The organism is Streptomyces sp. NPDC054047 (assembly GCF_055585065.1).
Map to the genome: position 1 here is coordinate 964106 of NZ_JBVJKV010000002.1, position 14448 is coordinate 978553.

The following is a 14448-nucleotide window of genomic DNA, read 5'->3' on the forward strand; positions in this document are numbered from 1 at the left end:
TGCTGTTTGCGGGTCGGCCTTGGTCCGGGTTGCTCTTCGCGTCGGCGCCCAGCGCCGGGTTCGTCCTCACGTCCGCGTCCACGCCCGCGCCCGGTCGTAGGCTGCTGTTCGCTGGCCCGCCCCGCTCCGGGGTCCCCGTCGCGTCCGCGCCCAGCCCCAGGCTCTGCCCCGCGCCCCAGCCCGCGACCGCGTGAGGGCGTGGCTTGCTGCTTGCGCCCCCGTCCGCGTGGCGCGTCCCGCTGGGCGCGTTCGAGATCAGCCTCGGGCTGCCGCTCGCCGGTTCGCCCCGATCCGGGTTGCTCCTCACGGGCCGGCCCGTCTCCGGGTTCCTTCCCACGGCGGCGGGACCGCCCCGCCCCGGGCTCCCCCTCGCCCCCCGGCGCCCGCCCCGCACCCGCTCCCTGCTCGCGCCCTAGCGCCCGCACCGCGCCCCCTTCGTCTCGCGCCGCGAAACTTCGAGCCGACCTATTGACCCTGCGGTCAGCCAGTCATTAGCGTGGCGGACACCTTATCAGAAAGCGCTTTCTGAAAGCGGTTTCCGCACCTTCTCGCACCTTCCCGCACCGTCCCGGACATCTCCGCACCTCTCCGCGCCACCCGCACGCCCCTCCGCAACTGACTCCGAAGTTCGCTGAATGCCAGGGGAGTTCACCGTGAGCCAGAGCGCACTGCAGGCAACTGCCGTCAAAACGGCGGGCGTTGTCGACCGAAGCCGCCCGACTCTGCGGCAACGTACCGCCGACGCGGCCGAGAAGAGCTGGCGGCCGCTCGTGCTGCTGCTCGTCTGCTTCGGGGCCTGGTGGCTCATCGCCGCCACCGAGATGGTCGAGGCGTATCTCGTGCCCTCGCCCGGCGCGACCCTCGACGTGATCCTCGACAAGCCCGACTACCTGTGGCAGCACAGCTGGGTCACCACCTACGAGACCCTGCTCGGCTTCGTCATCGCCGTGGCCGTCGGCATCCTCGCCGCGGTCCTCATGGTCTACTCGACGACCGTCGAGAAGACGCTCTACCCGATCCTCCTCTTCGCCCAAGTCGTGCCGAAGATCGCCATCGCCCCGCTGTTCGTCGTCTGGCTCGGTTTCGGCATCGCCCCGAAGATCCTCATCGCCGTTCTCATCGCCTTCTTTCCCGTCGTCATCTCGATGGTGACCGGCCTCAAAGCCGTCGACCCGGAGATGCTCCAGCTCTCCGCCACCATGGGCGCGCGGCCCTGGCAGACCTTCCTCAAGATCCGCTTCCCGGCGTCGCTGCCGCACCTGTTCTCCGGCCTGAAGGTGGCCGTCACCCTCGCCGTCACCGGCGCGGTCGTGGGCGAGTTCGTCGGCGCGAACGAAGGCCTCGGATACGTGATCCTCCAGGCCAACGGAAACCTCGACACCCCGATGCTCTTCGCGGGGCTGCTCGTCATGTCGCTGATCGGCGTCGTCCTCTTCGTGCTCGTCGAGATCGCCGAGAAGCTGCTCCTGCCGTGGCACGCGAGCCGCAGGGACGTGGCCGCCACCACGTCGTACTGACGCCGCCACGCGCTCTGCCACGCCACGCCCCGCCCCCAGCCGTGTCCCCATATCCCCATGTCCGTCGTACGCGAGAAGGGCCGCCCCATGCACGCGCGCAGACTGCTCACCGGCCTCGTCCCCCTGACCCTCGTCGCGGTGACCGCGACGGCCTGCGGCGGCGATGACGACAAGACGAGCACCAGCGACTCCGGCAAGAAGCTGGACAAGGTGACGTTGACGCTCAACTGGTACCCGTACGGCGAACACGCGCCGTTCTACTACGGCAAGCAGCAGAAGATCTTCGAGAAGCACGGCATCGACCTGGACATCAGGGCGGGCCAGGGCTCGCAGAAGACCGTGCAGGCCACCGGCGCCGGGCAGACCGACTTCGGCTGGGCGGACACCCCGGCGGTGCTCGCGGGCGTCGACCAGGGCGTCAAGGTGAAGAGCCTCGGGGTCTTCCTCCAGACGACGCCGGCGTCCGTGCAGTACTTCGAGGCGCAGGGCATCAAGTCGCCCGCCGACCTCAAGGGCAAGACGATCGCGGGCACGGCGGGCGACGCGCTCACCAAGACCTTCCCGATCTTCCTGGCGAAGAACGACATGGAACTCTCCGACGTCAAGGTCCAGAACACGGACCCGGCGGGCAAGATCGCCGCGGTGATCTCCGGCAAGACGGACGCACTGCTCGGGTACGCGAGCGACCAGGGCCCCACCATGCAGAACAAGGCCAAGAAGGGCGTCTCGTATCTGCGCTTCTCCGAGAACGGCCTCAACTTCTACTCCAACGGCCTCATCGCCGGGCCCAAGACCCTCCAGGGCAGGGGCGACCTGGCCAAACGCATGACCGCCGCCGTGAGCGAGTCGTGGGCGGCCGCCGAGAAGAGCCCGGAGCCCGCGGTCGCCTCGATGGACGGCGCCTCCGAGCAACTGCCGCCCAAGGACGTCCTGTCCGAGCAGTTCAAGACGACGCTGACCCTCCTGCACACCGACGCGACACAGGGGAAGGCGCCGGGCGCCAACACCGAGGCGGACTGGCAGCAGACCATCGACGTCTTCTCGGAGGCGGGCCTGGTCAAGAAGGCCAAGCCCGTCGCCGACTACTGGGATTCGGCCCAGGGGATCAAGGGCTGAGGGGCGGCAGCGCGATGACGAAGGATGCGACTCTCAAGATGAGCGACCAGCCGCCCGTGCCGGCGCGGGAAGCGAGACCGTCCGCGGTGTGCCTCGGTGACGTCGCCGTCCGCTTCCGTACGAAGAAGAAGGACGTCACCGCCTTGCGGGACGTCACCCTGAACGTCGGCGCCGGCGAGTTCGTGGCGATCGTCGGGCCTTCGGGCTGCGGCAAGTCCACCCTCCTGAAACTGATCGCCGGACTGCTCGCGCCCTCGTCGGGCGACGTGCTGCTCGGCGGCGAGCAGGTGCGCGGGCCCCGGCGCGACATCGGTTACGTCTTCCAGCGGGCCGCGCTCCTGGACTGGCGCACGGCACGCCGCAACATCCTGCTCCAGGCGGAGATGCGCGGCATCCCCGGCGCCGAGGCACGCGCGCGTGCCGACGAACTGATCCGCATGACCGGACTCGACGGCTTCGAGGACGCCTATCCGCACGAGCTGTCCGGCGGCATGCAGCAGCGCGTCGCGCTCTGCCGCGCTCTCCTGCACAAGCCGCCCGTACTGCTCATGGACGAGCCCTTCGGAGCGCTCGACGCGCTCACGCGCGAGCAGATGAACGTCGAGCTGAACCGGATCTGGCGCGAGACCGGGACCACCGTGCTCCTGGTGACCCACTCGATCCCGGAGGCCGTCTACCTCGCGGACCGCGTGGTCGTGATGAGCCCGCGCCCCGGCACGGTGGAGGAGATCATCGACGTCGGTCTGCCCGCCGAGCGTTCGTACGCGACGACGCTGGCGACGGCCGAGTTCCGCGACGCCACCGGGCGCATCCGCGAGCTCCTCGGGGCGGTGTCGGCGCACGAGTGAGGCCTGAGTCACGGGCGCCGACGATTGCCGTCCGTCTCATATTCGGGATAGTGTCCCGAATATGGAACATGATGGTGTCGACGAACGGCTCGCCGCCCGCCTGTCCGAGCTGCGCGCCGAACGAGGCTGGTCCTTGGGGGAGTTGGCGGACCGCAGCGGCGTGAGCCGCTCCACCCTCTCCCGTGCCGAACGCTCGGAGATCAGCCCCACCGCTTCCCTCCTGAACCGGCTCTGCGCCGTCTACGAACGCACCATGTCGCAGCTCCTGAGCGAGGTGGAGGCCGAGCCCGCGCAACTGGTGCGCGCGGCCGACCAGAGCGTGTGGACGGACAGCGCGTCCGGCTTCGTGCGGCGCTCGGTGTCGCCGCCCCACGCGGGGCTGCGCGGCGAACTCGTCGAGGGCCGCCTGGAACCGGGCGCGGACGTCGCGTACGACCGGCCTCCCGTGCCCGGCATCGAACAGCACATCTGGGTGCTCGACGGGACGCTGGAGATCACCGTGCAGGGCGAGGCGCACTCCCTGGACGTCGGGGACTGCCTGCGCTTCCGGCTCTGGGGGCCGACGCGCTTCCGGTGCGTGGGGGAGCATGCCGTGCGGTACGCCCTGGTGGTGGTCGCGCGATGAGGGCGGGACGGCCCACCGCGACGCCGACACGCCTGAACCCTGATCAACTCATCGATTTCGCCGACGACTTGGGCGCCCTGCTCGCCGACGTCGTGGACGGCGGTTCCTCACTCGGCTTCCTGGCGCCCCTCGACCGGGTGGCCGCCGCCGACTGGTGGCGGGGCCTGGCCCCGGCAGTGGCGGACGGACGGCTCGCCGTCTGGGCCGCGCGCGACGCCGAGCGGATCACCGGCACCGTCGGCGTCGGCTTCGTGGACAAGCCCAACGGCAGGCACCGCGCCGAGATCCTCAAGCTGATGGTGCACAGCTCCGCGCGCGGCCAGGGCCTCGCCCGCGCCCTCCTGGCCACGGCGGAACAGGCGGCGGCCGACGCTGGCGTGACCCTCCTGGTCCTGGACACCGAGACGGGCAGCCCCGCCGAGTCCCTCTACCGGTCCGGGGGTTGGACGGCAGCCGGAGTCATTCCGGACTACGCGGCCGATCCGGCCGGGGCGCTCCACCCGACGACCCTCTTCTTCAAGAAGGTGGGTAGTTCGGGCGCGCCCCAGCCGGACCCCGCACGTCAGTACCGCAGCGCCGCCAGGTAGGCGTAGCTGTTGCGCGCCGTGGCGAACGGATCGGTGGGGCTGTCGTGCTCCACCAGCCACTGCTTGACGCCGCCTTCGCGCGCGTGGTCGAACATCGCGGCGAAGTCCAGCGTCCCCGAGCCGACGTCGGCGAAGCCGCCGTCCGGCGCCATGTCCTTCACATGGAGCGCGGGGAACCGCCGCCGATGCCGTACGAAGTACGTCGCCGGATCGGCGCCGCCCTTCGCCGCCCAGTAGACGTCCAGTTCGAAGCCGACCAGATGCGGGTCGGTCTCCTCGACGAGGATGTCGTACAGGCTCGTGCCGTCCACCACCACATGGTCCGTGCCATGGTTGTGGAAGAGGACCGGGCCGAGGCCCGCGTCGCGCGATGCCTGCCCGATGCGGTTGAACTGCCGTGCCGCCTCCCGGAATCCGTCCGGGGTGTGCAGCGCGCCGGGCAGACTCGGCACGACCGGCCACTTCGCGCCGAGGGTGTGCAGATCCTCCAGGGCCTGCGGCAGACCGCTGCCCTTGAGCGTGTCGTACGCGACGTGCTCCAGGACCGCCTTCAGGTCCACCGCGTCGAGCATCCGCCGGATGTCCGCCGCGCCGTTCCCGTGCCGCCCGCTGACACCCACGGTCGCGTAGCCGATGTCCGCGAGTTGCTCCAGGGTGCCCGCGAAGTCCTGCGCGAGGGCGGCGCGCATCGTGTAGAGGTGCATGCCGATGCCGCCGCGCGGGATGCGCCGGCACCCGGACGACTCACCCGCGCGCGCGGGCAGTGCGGTGCCGAGCGCTGCCGCGAGCCCCATCGACGTACCGAGAAAGGCTCGTCTGGTTCCGTTCAGACCGGTTCTCCTGCCGGTTCTCTTCATCGCTGACATGGCTGCCCCCTCACTTCGCCGTGATCTTGACCGCGCCGGTCGTCGTGTCGCCCTTGTCGTCGGTGACGGTCAGATGCGCCGTGTACGAGCCCTTGCGCGCGTACGTGTGCTCGGCGCTGCCGCTCTCCGTGCCGCTCGGCTTGGCGTTGTCGCCGAAGTCCCAGTGGTACGAGGCCGCGGTGCGGCCCTCCGGGAGCTTCACCGTGCTGGTGAGCTTCACGGCGAGGGGCGCGGTGCCGTCGGCCGGTGCCGCCTTGGGCGTCACCTTGGCGCCGGCCTTCTTCTCGACTCCGGGGCCGTTGAAGCGCAGCCAGTCGACCGAGAGGAGGTCGGCCTTGTCGGGCGCCCACTCGGGGTTGGTGAAGACGGCGTACAGCTTCGTCGTGCCGTCGTGGACGGCCAGCGCGGTGGTCGGCGAGACGAAGTTGCCCCAGCCGCCCGTGTTCGGCACGTTCACCTTGCCGAGCAGCTTGCCCGTGGGAGAGCCGGCGCGGAACTCGATGTCACCGCCGAGCCCGCCCGAGGACGCGCCCACCGTCACGGAGTCGACGCCCTTGAGATGCACCGGGTCGAAGGAGACCCAGTCCCCGTCCTCGATCTCGATGAGCCGCTTGCCGCCCGACGCGTCGGCCCGGTCACCGATGGTCGCGCCTTCGTGCGCGCCGCCGGTGGAGGTGCGGTGCTCGCCCTCGCGGAAGGAGGTCCGCAGGGTCAGCGAGGAGGAACCCGTCAGGGCGGGCACCCCGGACGCGCCCTTGTCCTCGTACTGGGCGGTGATCCCGTAGTAGAGATTCTGACCGGCGCCATGGCTGTCGCCCGCGTCCGTCACGATCTCGCCCGCGCAGCCGGTGTAGTTGTCCAGCGGATGCAGATGCGTGTCGTGCCCGAGCTGGGACTGGACGACGACCCGCTTGCAGTCGATCGGCCCGTCCTCCTTGTCCGTCACCTTGATCTTGAACGGAATCGTGTCCCCGAAGCTGAACGTGCCGCCGTTGGGCGGCTGCTGGATCGTCACCACGGGCCGGGTGTTCCCGACGGTGATCTCCTGCACGGCCAGACCGCTCAGCTCGTCCGGGCCCGTCACCTTCAGGCGCGCGCTGAACTGCCCCTTCTTGGTGTAGGTGTACGTCGGGTTCGCCTCGGTCGAGTCGGTCGTGCCGTCGCCGTCGAAGTCCCACGCGTACGTGACGGGCTTGCCGCCGGGCAGCCCCGACCCCGCGCTGGAGAACTTGACCTTGAGGGGGACGCCGCCGTTGTCCGGAGTGGCCGTGACGCGGGCGTCCGGCAGCCGCCCGTCGGCCACGTAGTCGATGCGGTAGATGCCCGCGCCTTCGTTGCTGCCGCCGCGGCCCGTGCCGCTGCCGAGCCCGAAGTCGATGACGTACATCGCGCCGTCAGGCCCGAAATCGGCGTCGAAGGGCTGGTTCCATTTCATGTCAGGGAAAATGGAGTTGATCGAATTCAGGTCGCCCGCCTTGGCGGGCTCGAAGCGCGGATCGGTGAACGTCTGGTCCTTCTCCTGCATCGAGAAGACCTTGAACCACTGCCGCGTCAGCTCGTAGTTGAACCACTTCCCCTCGAAGTACTCGGGGAATTTGGTCTTGTACGTGTTGTCCGCGTCGTAGTCGTAGACGGGGCCGCTCATCGGGCCGCCGCCGCCCGTACCGAGCTCGGGGAACTTCTCGGAGGCCGAGTAGGCGTACCAGACCTTCGCGGGCTGGGCCGGGGGCAGGTCGCGCAGGCCCGTGTTGTTCGGCGAATCGTTCACGATCTTCGAGCAGTCGAATTTCGCCCCCGACTTCTTCGTCGCGAAGTCGTAGTCGTTGAACGGGGTGTTGTCGCCGATGCAGTAGGGCCAGCCGTAGTTGCCCGCCTTGGTGATGCGGTTGTACTCGACCGTCCCCTCCGGCCCGCGGTCGGCGACGGCGGCCTTCGCGTCGGGACCGTAGTCGGCCATCAGCAGGGCGCCGCTCAGCGGGTCCGTGGTGATGCGGAAGGGATTGCGCATGCCCATGGCGTAGATCTCGGAGCGGGTCTTGTCGGTCCCCGGCGCGAAGAGATTGCCCTCGGGCACGGAATAGGTCCCGTCGTCCTCGGGCGTGACGCGCAGGACCTTGCCCCGCAGGTCGTTCGTATTGCCGGAGGTGCCCTGCGCGTCCCAGGCGCGGCGGCCCTCGCGCTCGTCGATCGGGCTGAATCCGTCCGATGCGAAGGGGTCGGTGTTGTCACCCGTCGCGATGTACAGGTCGCCCTTCTTGTCGAAGGCGATCGAGCCTGCCATGTGCGAGTTCGCCCGGCCTTCGCCACGGAAGGTGGGAATGGTCAGAATCCGTTTCTCCGTCGCCGGATCGACCTTTCCGCCCGCTTCGGTGAAGCGGGAGAGGTTGATGCGCTTCTCGGTCTTGTCGGAGTTCAGGAGATAGACCCAGTGGTTGTCCTGGAACTTCGGGTCGAGCGCGAGGCCGAGCAGCCCGTCCGACTGGCTCGTCATCTCGGGGGTGTAGTCGAAGTCGAGCGCCGTGGAGACCTTCAGCGACTCCTGGTCGATGATCTTCAGCTTCCCGGTGCGCTGGATGAAGAACACCCGGCGGTCGGGGGCGACGGCCAGCTCGAAGGGGTCGGCCAGGTCGTTCGTGGCGAGCGGCGTGCGCTGGAAGGCGCCGGTCTTGGTGGCCGTGCAGTCACCGGGCTTGTCGCCCGCGGCCCACTCGATGCCGCCGAGGACGTGCTTGAGGAAACCCTCCTCCTGGAAGGCCGACTTGTCGTGCCCGCCCGCCGTGTACCAGGAGCGGCCGCCGTCGTAGTTCTGGCACCAGGACCACGGCTGGTCGACGCCCTCGTCGAGCCCGGTGACGCCGTCGCGCACCTTGACCTGCGCGAGCGTGTGCACCTTCCCGGTCGGATTGGTGCGCCAGTTGTACCACTCCTCCGTGCGCTCCCAGAGCTCCGGAAGCCCCTTGGTGGAGGGGTGCGCGTGGTCGAGCACCTTGACCCGCCCGGTCTGCACCTCGGGGTGCTTGTCGAAGATCGCGCCGACCAGACCCTCGTACCAGGTCCAGTCCCGCTCGCTGGCCGATGCCGCGTGCAGCCCGACCCAGCCGCCGCCCGCGCGGACGTACTTCTGGAAGGCCGCGCGCTGTTCGGCGTCGAGCAGGTCGCCCTTCTCCGGGGTGGAGTTGGTGTTGTTGAAGACGATGGCCTGGAAGCGGGCGAGATTGGCGTCGGTGAAGGCGGCGGCGTCGTCCGTGGCCTCCACCTCGAAGCCGTTCTCGGTACCGAGCTTCTTGATGGCCTCGACGCCCGCGGGGATCGAGTCGTGGGGGAAGTTCGTGACCTTGGAGAAGACCAGCACGCGGAAGGGGCCGGCCTTCGCCTCCGCTTGCGCGCGGGGCGTCGCGGTGAGGCCGAGGCCGATGACCAGGGCCAGCAGGGCGATGATCGCGAGCCAGGGGCTCGGCGTGGTGGGGCCCGGTCTCGGCCGGACGGGGCCGCGTCTGGGCGCGGTGGGACTCGTGGAACTCATGGCGCTCCCTGGGCTGGGCGGGTGGACGGCTGCCGGTAGCCGGGTGTGCGGTGAGTGCGAGTGGCGCGGTGTGCGAGTGGCGCGGAGTGCGCGGGGAGAGTGTGCTAGAAAGCGCTTTCTCCTGCGCGTTGTTCAGCGTAGGTTCCGCTCTGACGGGGGGTCAATGGGTCGGGAGGGCCTGGCGTGAGAAGGGAGTCACCGGGCAGTGGGCGCGAGGTGTTGGTATGAGGTCGCGTGTGCGGGGGAGGGTTCCAGGACCAGGAAATGAAGCCGTACCGATGTCGTACGCAGACCGAAGCCGTACGCGGGCACGGGACCGAGCCGTGCACCGTGCACCGTGCACAGAACCGAAGCCGTACAAGGGGAGCCTTCCGCAATGTCTGACCACGCCTCGACGCCCGCCCCCGCCGCGTACACCGCCGGACTCGTGAACGCGGTGGACGGCGTACCCGTCGCCACGTACACCTGGCTGCCCGAAGGCGGCCGGCCGCGCGCCTACGTGCAGATCGCGCACGGCGCGGGCGAACACGGCCTGCGCTACGACCGGTTCGCCCGCCACCTGACGGCACACGGCTACGGTGTGATCGCCTCCGACCACCGTGGCCATGGCGCGACGGCGCAGGCGACCGGTGGGTACGGAGTGACGGGCACCTCCGCCGACACACCTTCGGACGCGGAGGCCGCCGACAGCTGGCGCGCGATCGTCGACGACCTCAAGGTCATCGGCGACCAGGTCCGCACCCTGAACCCCGGGACCCCGCTCTTCCTGCTCGGCCACAGCATGGGTTCGCACCTGGCCAGGGACTACGCCCAGGAGTACCCGGACGGCCTCGCGGGACTGATCCTCTCCGGAACGTTCCGCTCGCTGCCCGGCGTCGGGATCGAGGAGTCGATCGCCCGCCTGGAGCGCGAGATCGCCGAGGACGGCCGCGAGGCGCTCTCCTCCTACCTCCCCGAACTGTTCGCCGCCTTCAACGACCCGTACCCCCACCGCACCGGCTTCGAGTGGCTCTCCCGCGACGAGGCCGAGGTCGATGTGTACGTCGCCGACGAGCGCTGCGGATTCCCCTTCTCCGCCGGGCTCTGCCTGGACTGGGTGCGCGCGGTGCGCAAGATGAACGACCCGCGGAACCTGGCCCGGGTCCCGGCGGACCTGCCCGTCCACATCGCCGTCGGCACCGAGGACCCCTGCAACCAGGGCATGACGCTGGTCCACGAACTCCTTGAGGACTACCGGTACGTGGGCCTGGACGACCTCACGTGGAGGGGGTACGAGGGGGCGCGCCACGAGATCCTCAACGAGACGAACAGGGACGAGGTCCAGGAGGACCTGCGGAACTGGCTGGACAAGCGGGTGCTGTGAGGGCGGGAGCGCCCAGTATCGGACGCCCGGCATGGGTCGCCCGGCATGGGACGCCCCGCATCGGCAGCCGCATCCAGCCACGCACAGGCCTTGATCCGGCCTCAGTTGCTCCTTCTCGGCGAGCTGCTTACCGTCAACACCCCGTGCCCCTATGGTGATACGGACACGACAGTGAGACTGGGGGGTGAGACCGATGGCCTTCACCGAGATCGCCGTAGCTGTGATTACGGCCGGTCCTGCCTACATCGCGGTCTACTTGGCCGCACGCACTGCTCAGGGCGAGCCCGCTCAACCGCGGGCTTGTGCGCAGCACGCCATCTGTGAGCAGTGCGAGGATCGAAGCACGGCCGACGGCATGCCGAGCCACCGGAAGGCCTGGGCCCTCGCGTCCTGACCCCTCCTCTTCGCCGTAACGCGGCGGGCCTGCCACCTCCAGTGTGGCGGGCCCGCCGCTTCGTCGTTCTGCCGTCTCGCCGTCTCGCCGTCTCGCGGAGTCGCCGTGCCGCCGTGCCGCCGTGTCGTGAACGGCGTCCGGGGGGGTCGCTGTCAGTGGCGTTGGCTACCGTTCAGGGCATGTCTCGAGCTCATGCCAAAGCCCAGGTCACGGGTGACGATGTCCGCCGTGTCGCACTGGCCCTGCCGGATACGACGGAGAAGATCGCCTGGAGCATGCCCACCTTCCGGGTGGCAGGAAAGATGTTCGCCACGCTGCCCGAGGACGAGACGTCCATCGCCGTGCGGTGCCCGAAGGAGGAGCGCGACGAGTTGGTCCTCGCGGAGCCGGACAAGTTCTGGATCGCCGACCACGAGGCGATGTTCGCCTGGGTGCGCGCACGGCTCTCGGCCCTGGACACGGCCGAGCTGAAGGACATCCTCGCCGACTCCTGGCGCCAGGCCGCCCCCACCCGACTCCTGGAGGCCTACCCGGAGTTGGGGCTTCCGCCGAAGAGCTGAGCGGGACCGGCCGTTGTCAGTGCCCCGTGGCATGATCCAGGCAGGGTGGAGGGCGAGGACTCGCGGGACGGCGGGGCCGGCGCTGTCGCCAGGGGAGGGGACAGGGGTGCCGTCAGGGGACGGGGTGGACGAGGGCGCCGGGCGTGGGCGTGCGCGGGGTCCGGCGGCGGAGGTGCGGGGCGAGCGTGTGGGGGGTCCGGCGGCGGAGGTGCGGGGCGAGCGTGTGGGGGGTCCGGCGGCAGAGGGGCGGGGCGAGCGCGTGGGAGGTCCGGCGGCAGAGGAGCAGGACAAGCGCGCGCGGGATCCGGCGACTGAGGTGCGGGGCAAGCGCACCGCGCCCGGCCGCAAGGGCCTGCGGGTGACCGCTGACCGCGAGGCCCTGCGGGGGAGCGCTGACCGCGAGGCCCTGCGGGGGAGCGCTGACCGCGAGGCCGTGCGAGTGACCCCTGACCGCAAGACCCTGCGGCTGACCGCGGACCGCGAGGGCATCTGGTCGCGGGACTTCGGGTTCTTCTTCGGCGCACGGACCGTGGCCAAGCTCGGCGACACCATGCTGCCCGTCGCGCTGGCCGCGGGCCTGCTCCAGCACGGGCACGGAGCGGGCGCCGTCGGTCTCGCGATGGCCGCCACGACGGTCTGCTTCGCGGGTCTGGTGATCTTCGGCGGGGTCTTCGCCGACCGGTTCAGCACCCGCCTGCTGATGATCGGCGCGGACGTGGTCCGGCTCGGCACGCAGGCGGTCGCGGCGGTCCTCTTCTTCACCGATCACGTCGTCCTCTGGCAGATCTGCGTGATCGGCGCGGTCAACGGCGCGGCGGGCGCCCTCTTCCAGCCCGGCGTCGCCAGCACGGTCCCGCGCCTGGCCACCGACGTCCAGAAGGCCAACGGCGCGATACGCGTGGCCGAGTCGGCCGCGGCCCTGGCAGGACCGGCCGTCGCGGGCGTCCTCGTGGCCTTCGCCTCGCCCGGCGCCGTCTTCGCCGCGCACGCGGGGACGTACGGCCTGAGCGCCCTGTGCCTGGTGCTGCTCCGGCTGCCGCCCGCACTCCCCGGCTCGCTCCCGCACAGCAACGGCTTCCGGGCCGATCTGGTGCAGGGCTGGCGGGAGTTCAGGTCCCGCACCTGGCTGTGGGGCGTCATCGCCATCTTCTGCGTCCTGATGATCACGACCACGGGCCCGCTGACACCACTCGTTGCCACTCTCGTCGTACAGGAGCACGGCTCGGGTGCGTACGGCCTGGTGAACTCCGCCCTGGGCGCCGGCACCGTACTAGGCGGCCTGGTCGCCCTGCGGCTGCGGCCCCGCCGCATGCTCCGGGCCGGTTCCCTCGCCCTGGTCGGCTACTGCGCTTTCCCGGCCGCCGTCGGCGCCCAGCTCGGCGTCCCGCTGATGGCGGCGGGCGCCGCGGTCGCGGGCGCCGGGCTCTCCTTCTGGGGCGTCATGTGGGCGACGAGCGTCCAGACCCAGGTGCCGCCCGACGTCCTCAACCGCATCCATGCCTACGACGTCGCCGGATCGATCGCCCTGCTGCCGGTCGGCCAGGCCCTCGCGGGACCGGCCGCGAGCACCTTCGGCGCGGAGCAGGTGTTGATCACGGGCGCCGTGACGACGGTCGTCGTCTGCCTGGCCATGCTCTCGGTGCCCGCGATACGCGGGTTGGTGCGGGTGGACGGGAGGGCGCCGGTATCGGGCGGGGGAGCGGGGCCCGGAAAGCCGGTTCGCAAGACCGCTGCCGATGGACCTCGGCACGAAGCGGCGGCGCGCCGCGCGGACAGGTGATCAGCTCGGCGGTGGCGCGGCTGCCCAGGAAATAGAACTGAGTCGTATGTACGTCGTCGACTACCAGACCGAGCGGCAGGAGCAGATCCTTCGCTGCCTGCGGGAATGGGTATCCGCGCACGGCGCCCCCGACCCTGGCCGAAATCGGCGAGGTGGTGCGCACGGGCCTGCGCTCGCGCGCCTACCATCCGGTGTAGTTGTCCACAGGCACACACGTTCCCGCAGGCCGTGTCCTACGGTGCCCGGCATGGATCAAGAGATGTGCCTCGCGCTGACCCTGGACGAAGCGCACGACGTGATGGACGTCGTGGCGCACGCCGCGACGGCGGGAGATCAGCGGGCCGAAGATGCGCGGCTGCTGTGCGAGCTGGTAGCGCGGGTGCCATCGCGGGGGGAATGACATCACCGCGCCGTAAGTGCCCGCCGAGCGTTGTTGATGACGTTGTGCGCGTCGGCGCCGTAGACGGCCGACTCGCGAAGCGTGTTCCAGACCTTCGCGTACAGCGTGATGCTGTCCGCGTCGTCCAGCCACAGCTCTGCGTGCCAGTCTTCAGCGATGACGAGCCGCTCATCGAGCACCCAGAAGCCATTGGCGGGGGCGACCTTCACGGAAGCCGTGAACGGGATGATCCCCAGGTCGACGGTGTCCATCCCGATCATCGCGGTCAGCCTGTCCAGCTGAATCGCCAGGACGGAGGGCGGGCAGATCAAAGAGCGCAGCGCTGCTTCCCAGATCAGTACGCGGAACCGGTGGTCTCGCTCGGACAACCATTCCTGCCGCCGCGCCCTTGCGCGTACGGCGTCTTCGACATCGTGGGCAGATCCGTGCAGGTCGGCGTAGCGGCTGAGGGCGTGCCGCGCGTAGTCGGTGGTCTGGAGCATGCCGGGGATGACCGCCTCTTCCCAGGCGTGGACAACTGTGGCGCGGTCGATTTCCGCGTTCCATCGCTCCTGCACAGGCCGGTGTCCGTCCGCCAGCTGCCGCCGCCACGACTGGATATGGGTTTCGAACCCTGCAAGGCGCGCGGCTAGTTCATCGAACGCTTCAGGGTTGCCGACGGCAGCCGCGAGGGCGCGCAGATCGTCGCGCGTGGCCGTCTGCTTGCCGCCTTCGAGTTTGTAGATCTTGGAGTGCGGCCAGCCGAGTCGGGCGGCGAGCTGGGGACCGGTGAGCTTTCCTCCAGGCCGTTGGACCCGAAGCTCCCGGAGCCGTGCCCCAAGAGCCGTCCGCGCCTGCTGATAGTCGGTGCTCACCGGTCACGCTCGCTA

At 70.1% G+C, this 14448-nt stretch carries 12 protein-coding genes; 9 read left to right on the forward strand and 3 right to left on the reverse strand.

Going from position 1 to position 14448, the window contains the following annotated elements; genetic code table 11:
* Positions 1-635 precede the first annotated feature (635 nt).
* The 5 genes from ACZ6ZP_RS10795 to ACZ6ZP_RS10815 all read left to right on the forward strand — a co-directional run bounded on the left by ACZ6ZP_RS10795 (position 636) and on the right by ACZ6ZP_RS10815 (position 4693).
* Complete coding sequence (locus ACZ6ZP_RS10795; protein WP_361461332.1) at positions 636-1517, forward strand: ABC transporter permease; 882 nt, start codon at positions 636-638, stop codon at positions 1515-1517.
* A gap of 87 nt (positions 1518-1604) precedes the next feature.
* The gene (locus ACZ6ZP_RS10800) at positions 1605-2633 is read left to right on the forward strand and encodes an ABC transporter substrate-binding protein (protein WP_351161704.1); all 1029 of its coding nucleotides are present in this window, start codon (positions 1605-1607) and stop codon (positions 2631-2633) included.
* Between the two features lie 38 nt (positions 2634-2671).
* Positions 2672-3481, forward strand: a complete 810-nt coding sequence (locus ACZ6ZP_RS10805; protein WP_469406386.1) for an ABC transporter ATP-binding protein — start codon at positions 2672-2674, stop codon at positions 3479-3481.
* Between the two features lie 61 nt (positions 3482-3542).
* Positions 3543-4106, forward strand: coding sequence for a helix-turn-helix domain-containing protein (locus ACZ6ZP_RS10810; RefSeq protein ID WP_469406389.1), 564 nt, complete (start codon positions 3543-3545; stop codon positions 4104-4106).
* Positions 4103-4693: a GNAT family N-acetyltransferase gene (locus ACZ6ZP_RS10815; RefSeq protein ID WP_469406390.1), complete on the forward strand. Its 591-nt coding sequence runs from the start codon at positions 4103-4105 to the stop codon at positions 4691-4693. The genes ACZ6ZP_RS10810 and ACZ6ZP_RS10815 overlap by 4 nt, the downstream gene beginning before the upstream one ends.
* On the opposite strand, the gene ACZ6ZP_RS10820 is transcribed toward ACZ6ZP_RS10815, so the two are convergent.
* On the reverse strand, positions 4669-5487 hold the full coding sequence (locus ACZ6ZP_RS10820) for a sugar phosphate isomerase/epimerase family protein (protein ID WP_469406391.1): 819 nt from the start codon (positions 5485-5487) through the stop codon (positions 4669-4671). The two genes, ACZ6ZP_RS10815 and ACZ6ZP_RS10820, sit on opposite strands and share 25 nt — an antisense overlap.
* An 82-nt stretch (positions 5488-5569) precedes the next feature.
* Positions 5570-9082: a ThuA domain-containing protein gene (locus ACZ6ZP_RS10825; RefSeq protein ID WP_469406392.1), complete on the reverse strand. Its 3513-nt coding sequence runs from the start codon at positions 9080-9082 to the stop codon at positions 5570-5572.
* A 376-nt stretch (positions 9083-9458) separates the two neighbouring features.
* Between ACZ6ZP_RS10825 and ACZ6ZP_RS10830 the strand changes: the two genes are divergently transcribed.
* The 4 genes from ACZ6ZP_RS10830 (at position 9459) to ACZ6ZP_RS10845 (ending at position 13579) form a co-directional block, all read left to right on the forward strand.
* Positions 9459-10445: an alpha/beta fold hydrolase gene (locus ACZ6ZP_RS10830; protein ID WP_469406394.1), complete on the forward strand. Its 987-nt coding sequence runs from the start codon at positions 9459-9461 to the stop codon at positions 10443-10445.
* Positions 10446-11018: 573 nt separating this feature from the next.
* On the forward strand, positions 11019-11399 hold the full coding sequence (locus ACZ6ZP_RS10835) for an MmcQ/YjbR family DNA-binding protein (protein ID WP_351161293.1): 381 nt from the start codon (positions 11019-11021) through the stop codon (positions 11397-11399).
* Between the two features lie 433 nt (positions 11400-11832).
* Positions 11833-13179: an MFS transporter gene (locus tag ACZ6ZP_RS10840; protein WP_366462842.1), complete on the forward strand. Its 1347-nt coding sequence runs from the start codon at positions 11833-11835 to the stop codon at positions 13177-13179.
* Positions 13180-13426: 247 nt separating this feature from the next.
* Positions 13427-13579, forward strand: coding sequence for a bromodomain-containing protein (locus ACZ6ZP_RS10845; RefSeq protein WP_366462841.1), 153 nt, complete (start codon positions 13427-13429; stop codon positions 13577-13579).
* A gap of 2 nt (positions 13580-13581) precedes the next feature.
* Here the strand turns inward: ACZ6ZP_RS10845 and ACZ6ZP_RS10850 are convergent, their stop codons facing one another.
* Positions 13582-14433 carry a helix-turn-helix domain-containing protein gene (locus tag ACZ6ZP_RS10850; RefSeq protein ID WP_469406396.1) on the reverse strand — a complete coding sequence of 284 codons (852 nt, stop codon included), beginning with the start codon at positions 14431-14433 and terminating at the stop codon, positions 13582-13584.
* Positions 14434-14448 lie beyond the last annotated feature (15 nt).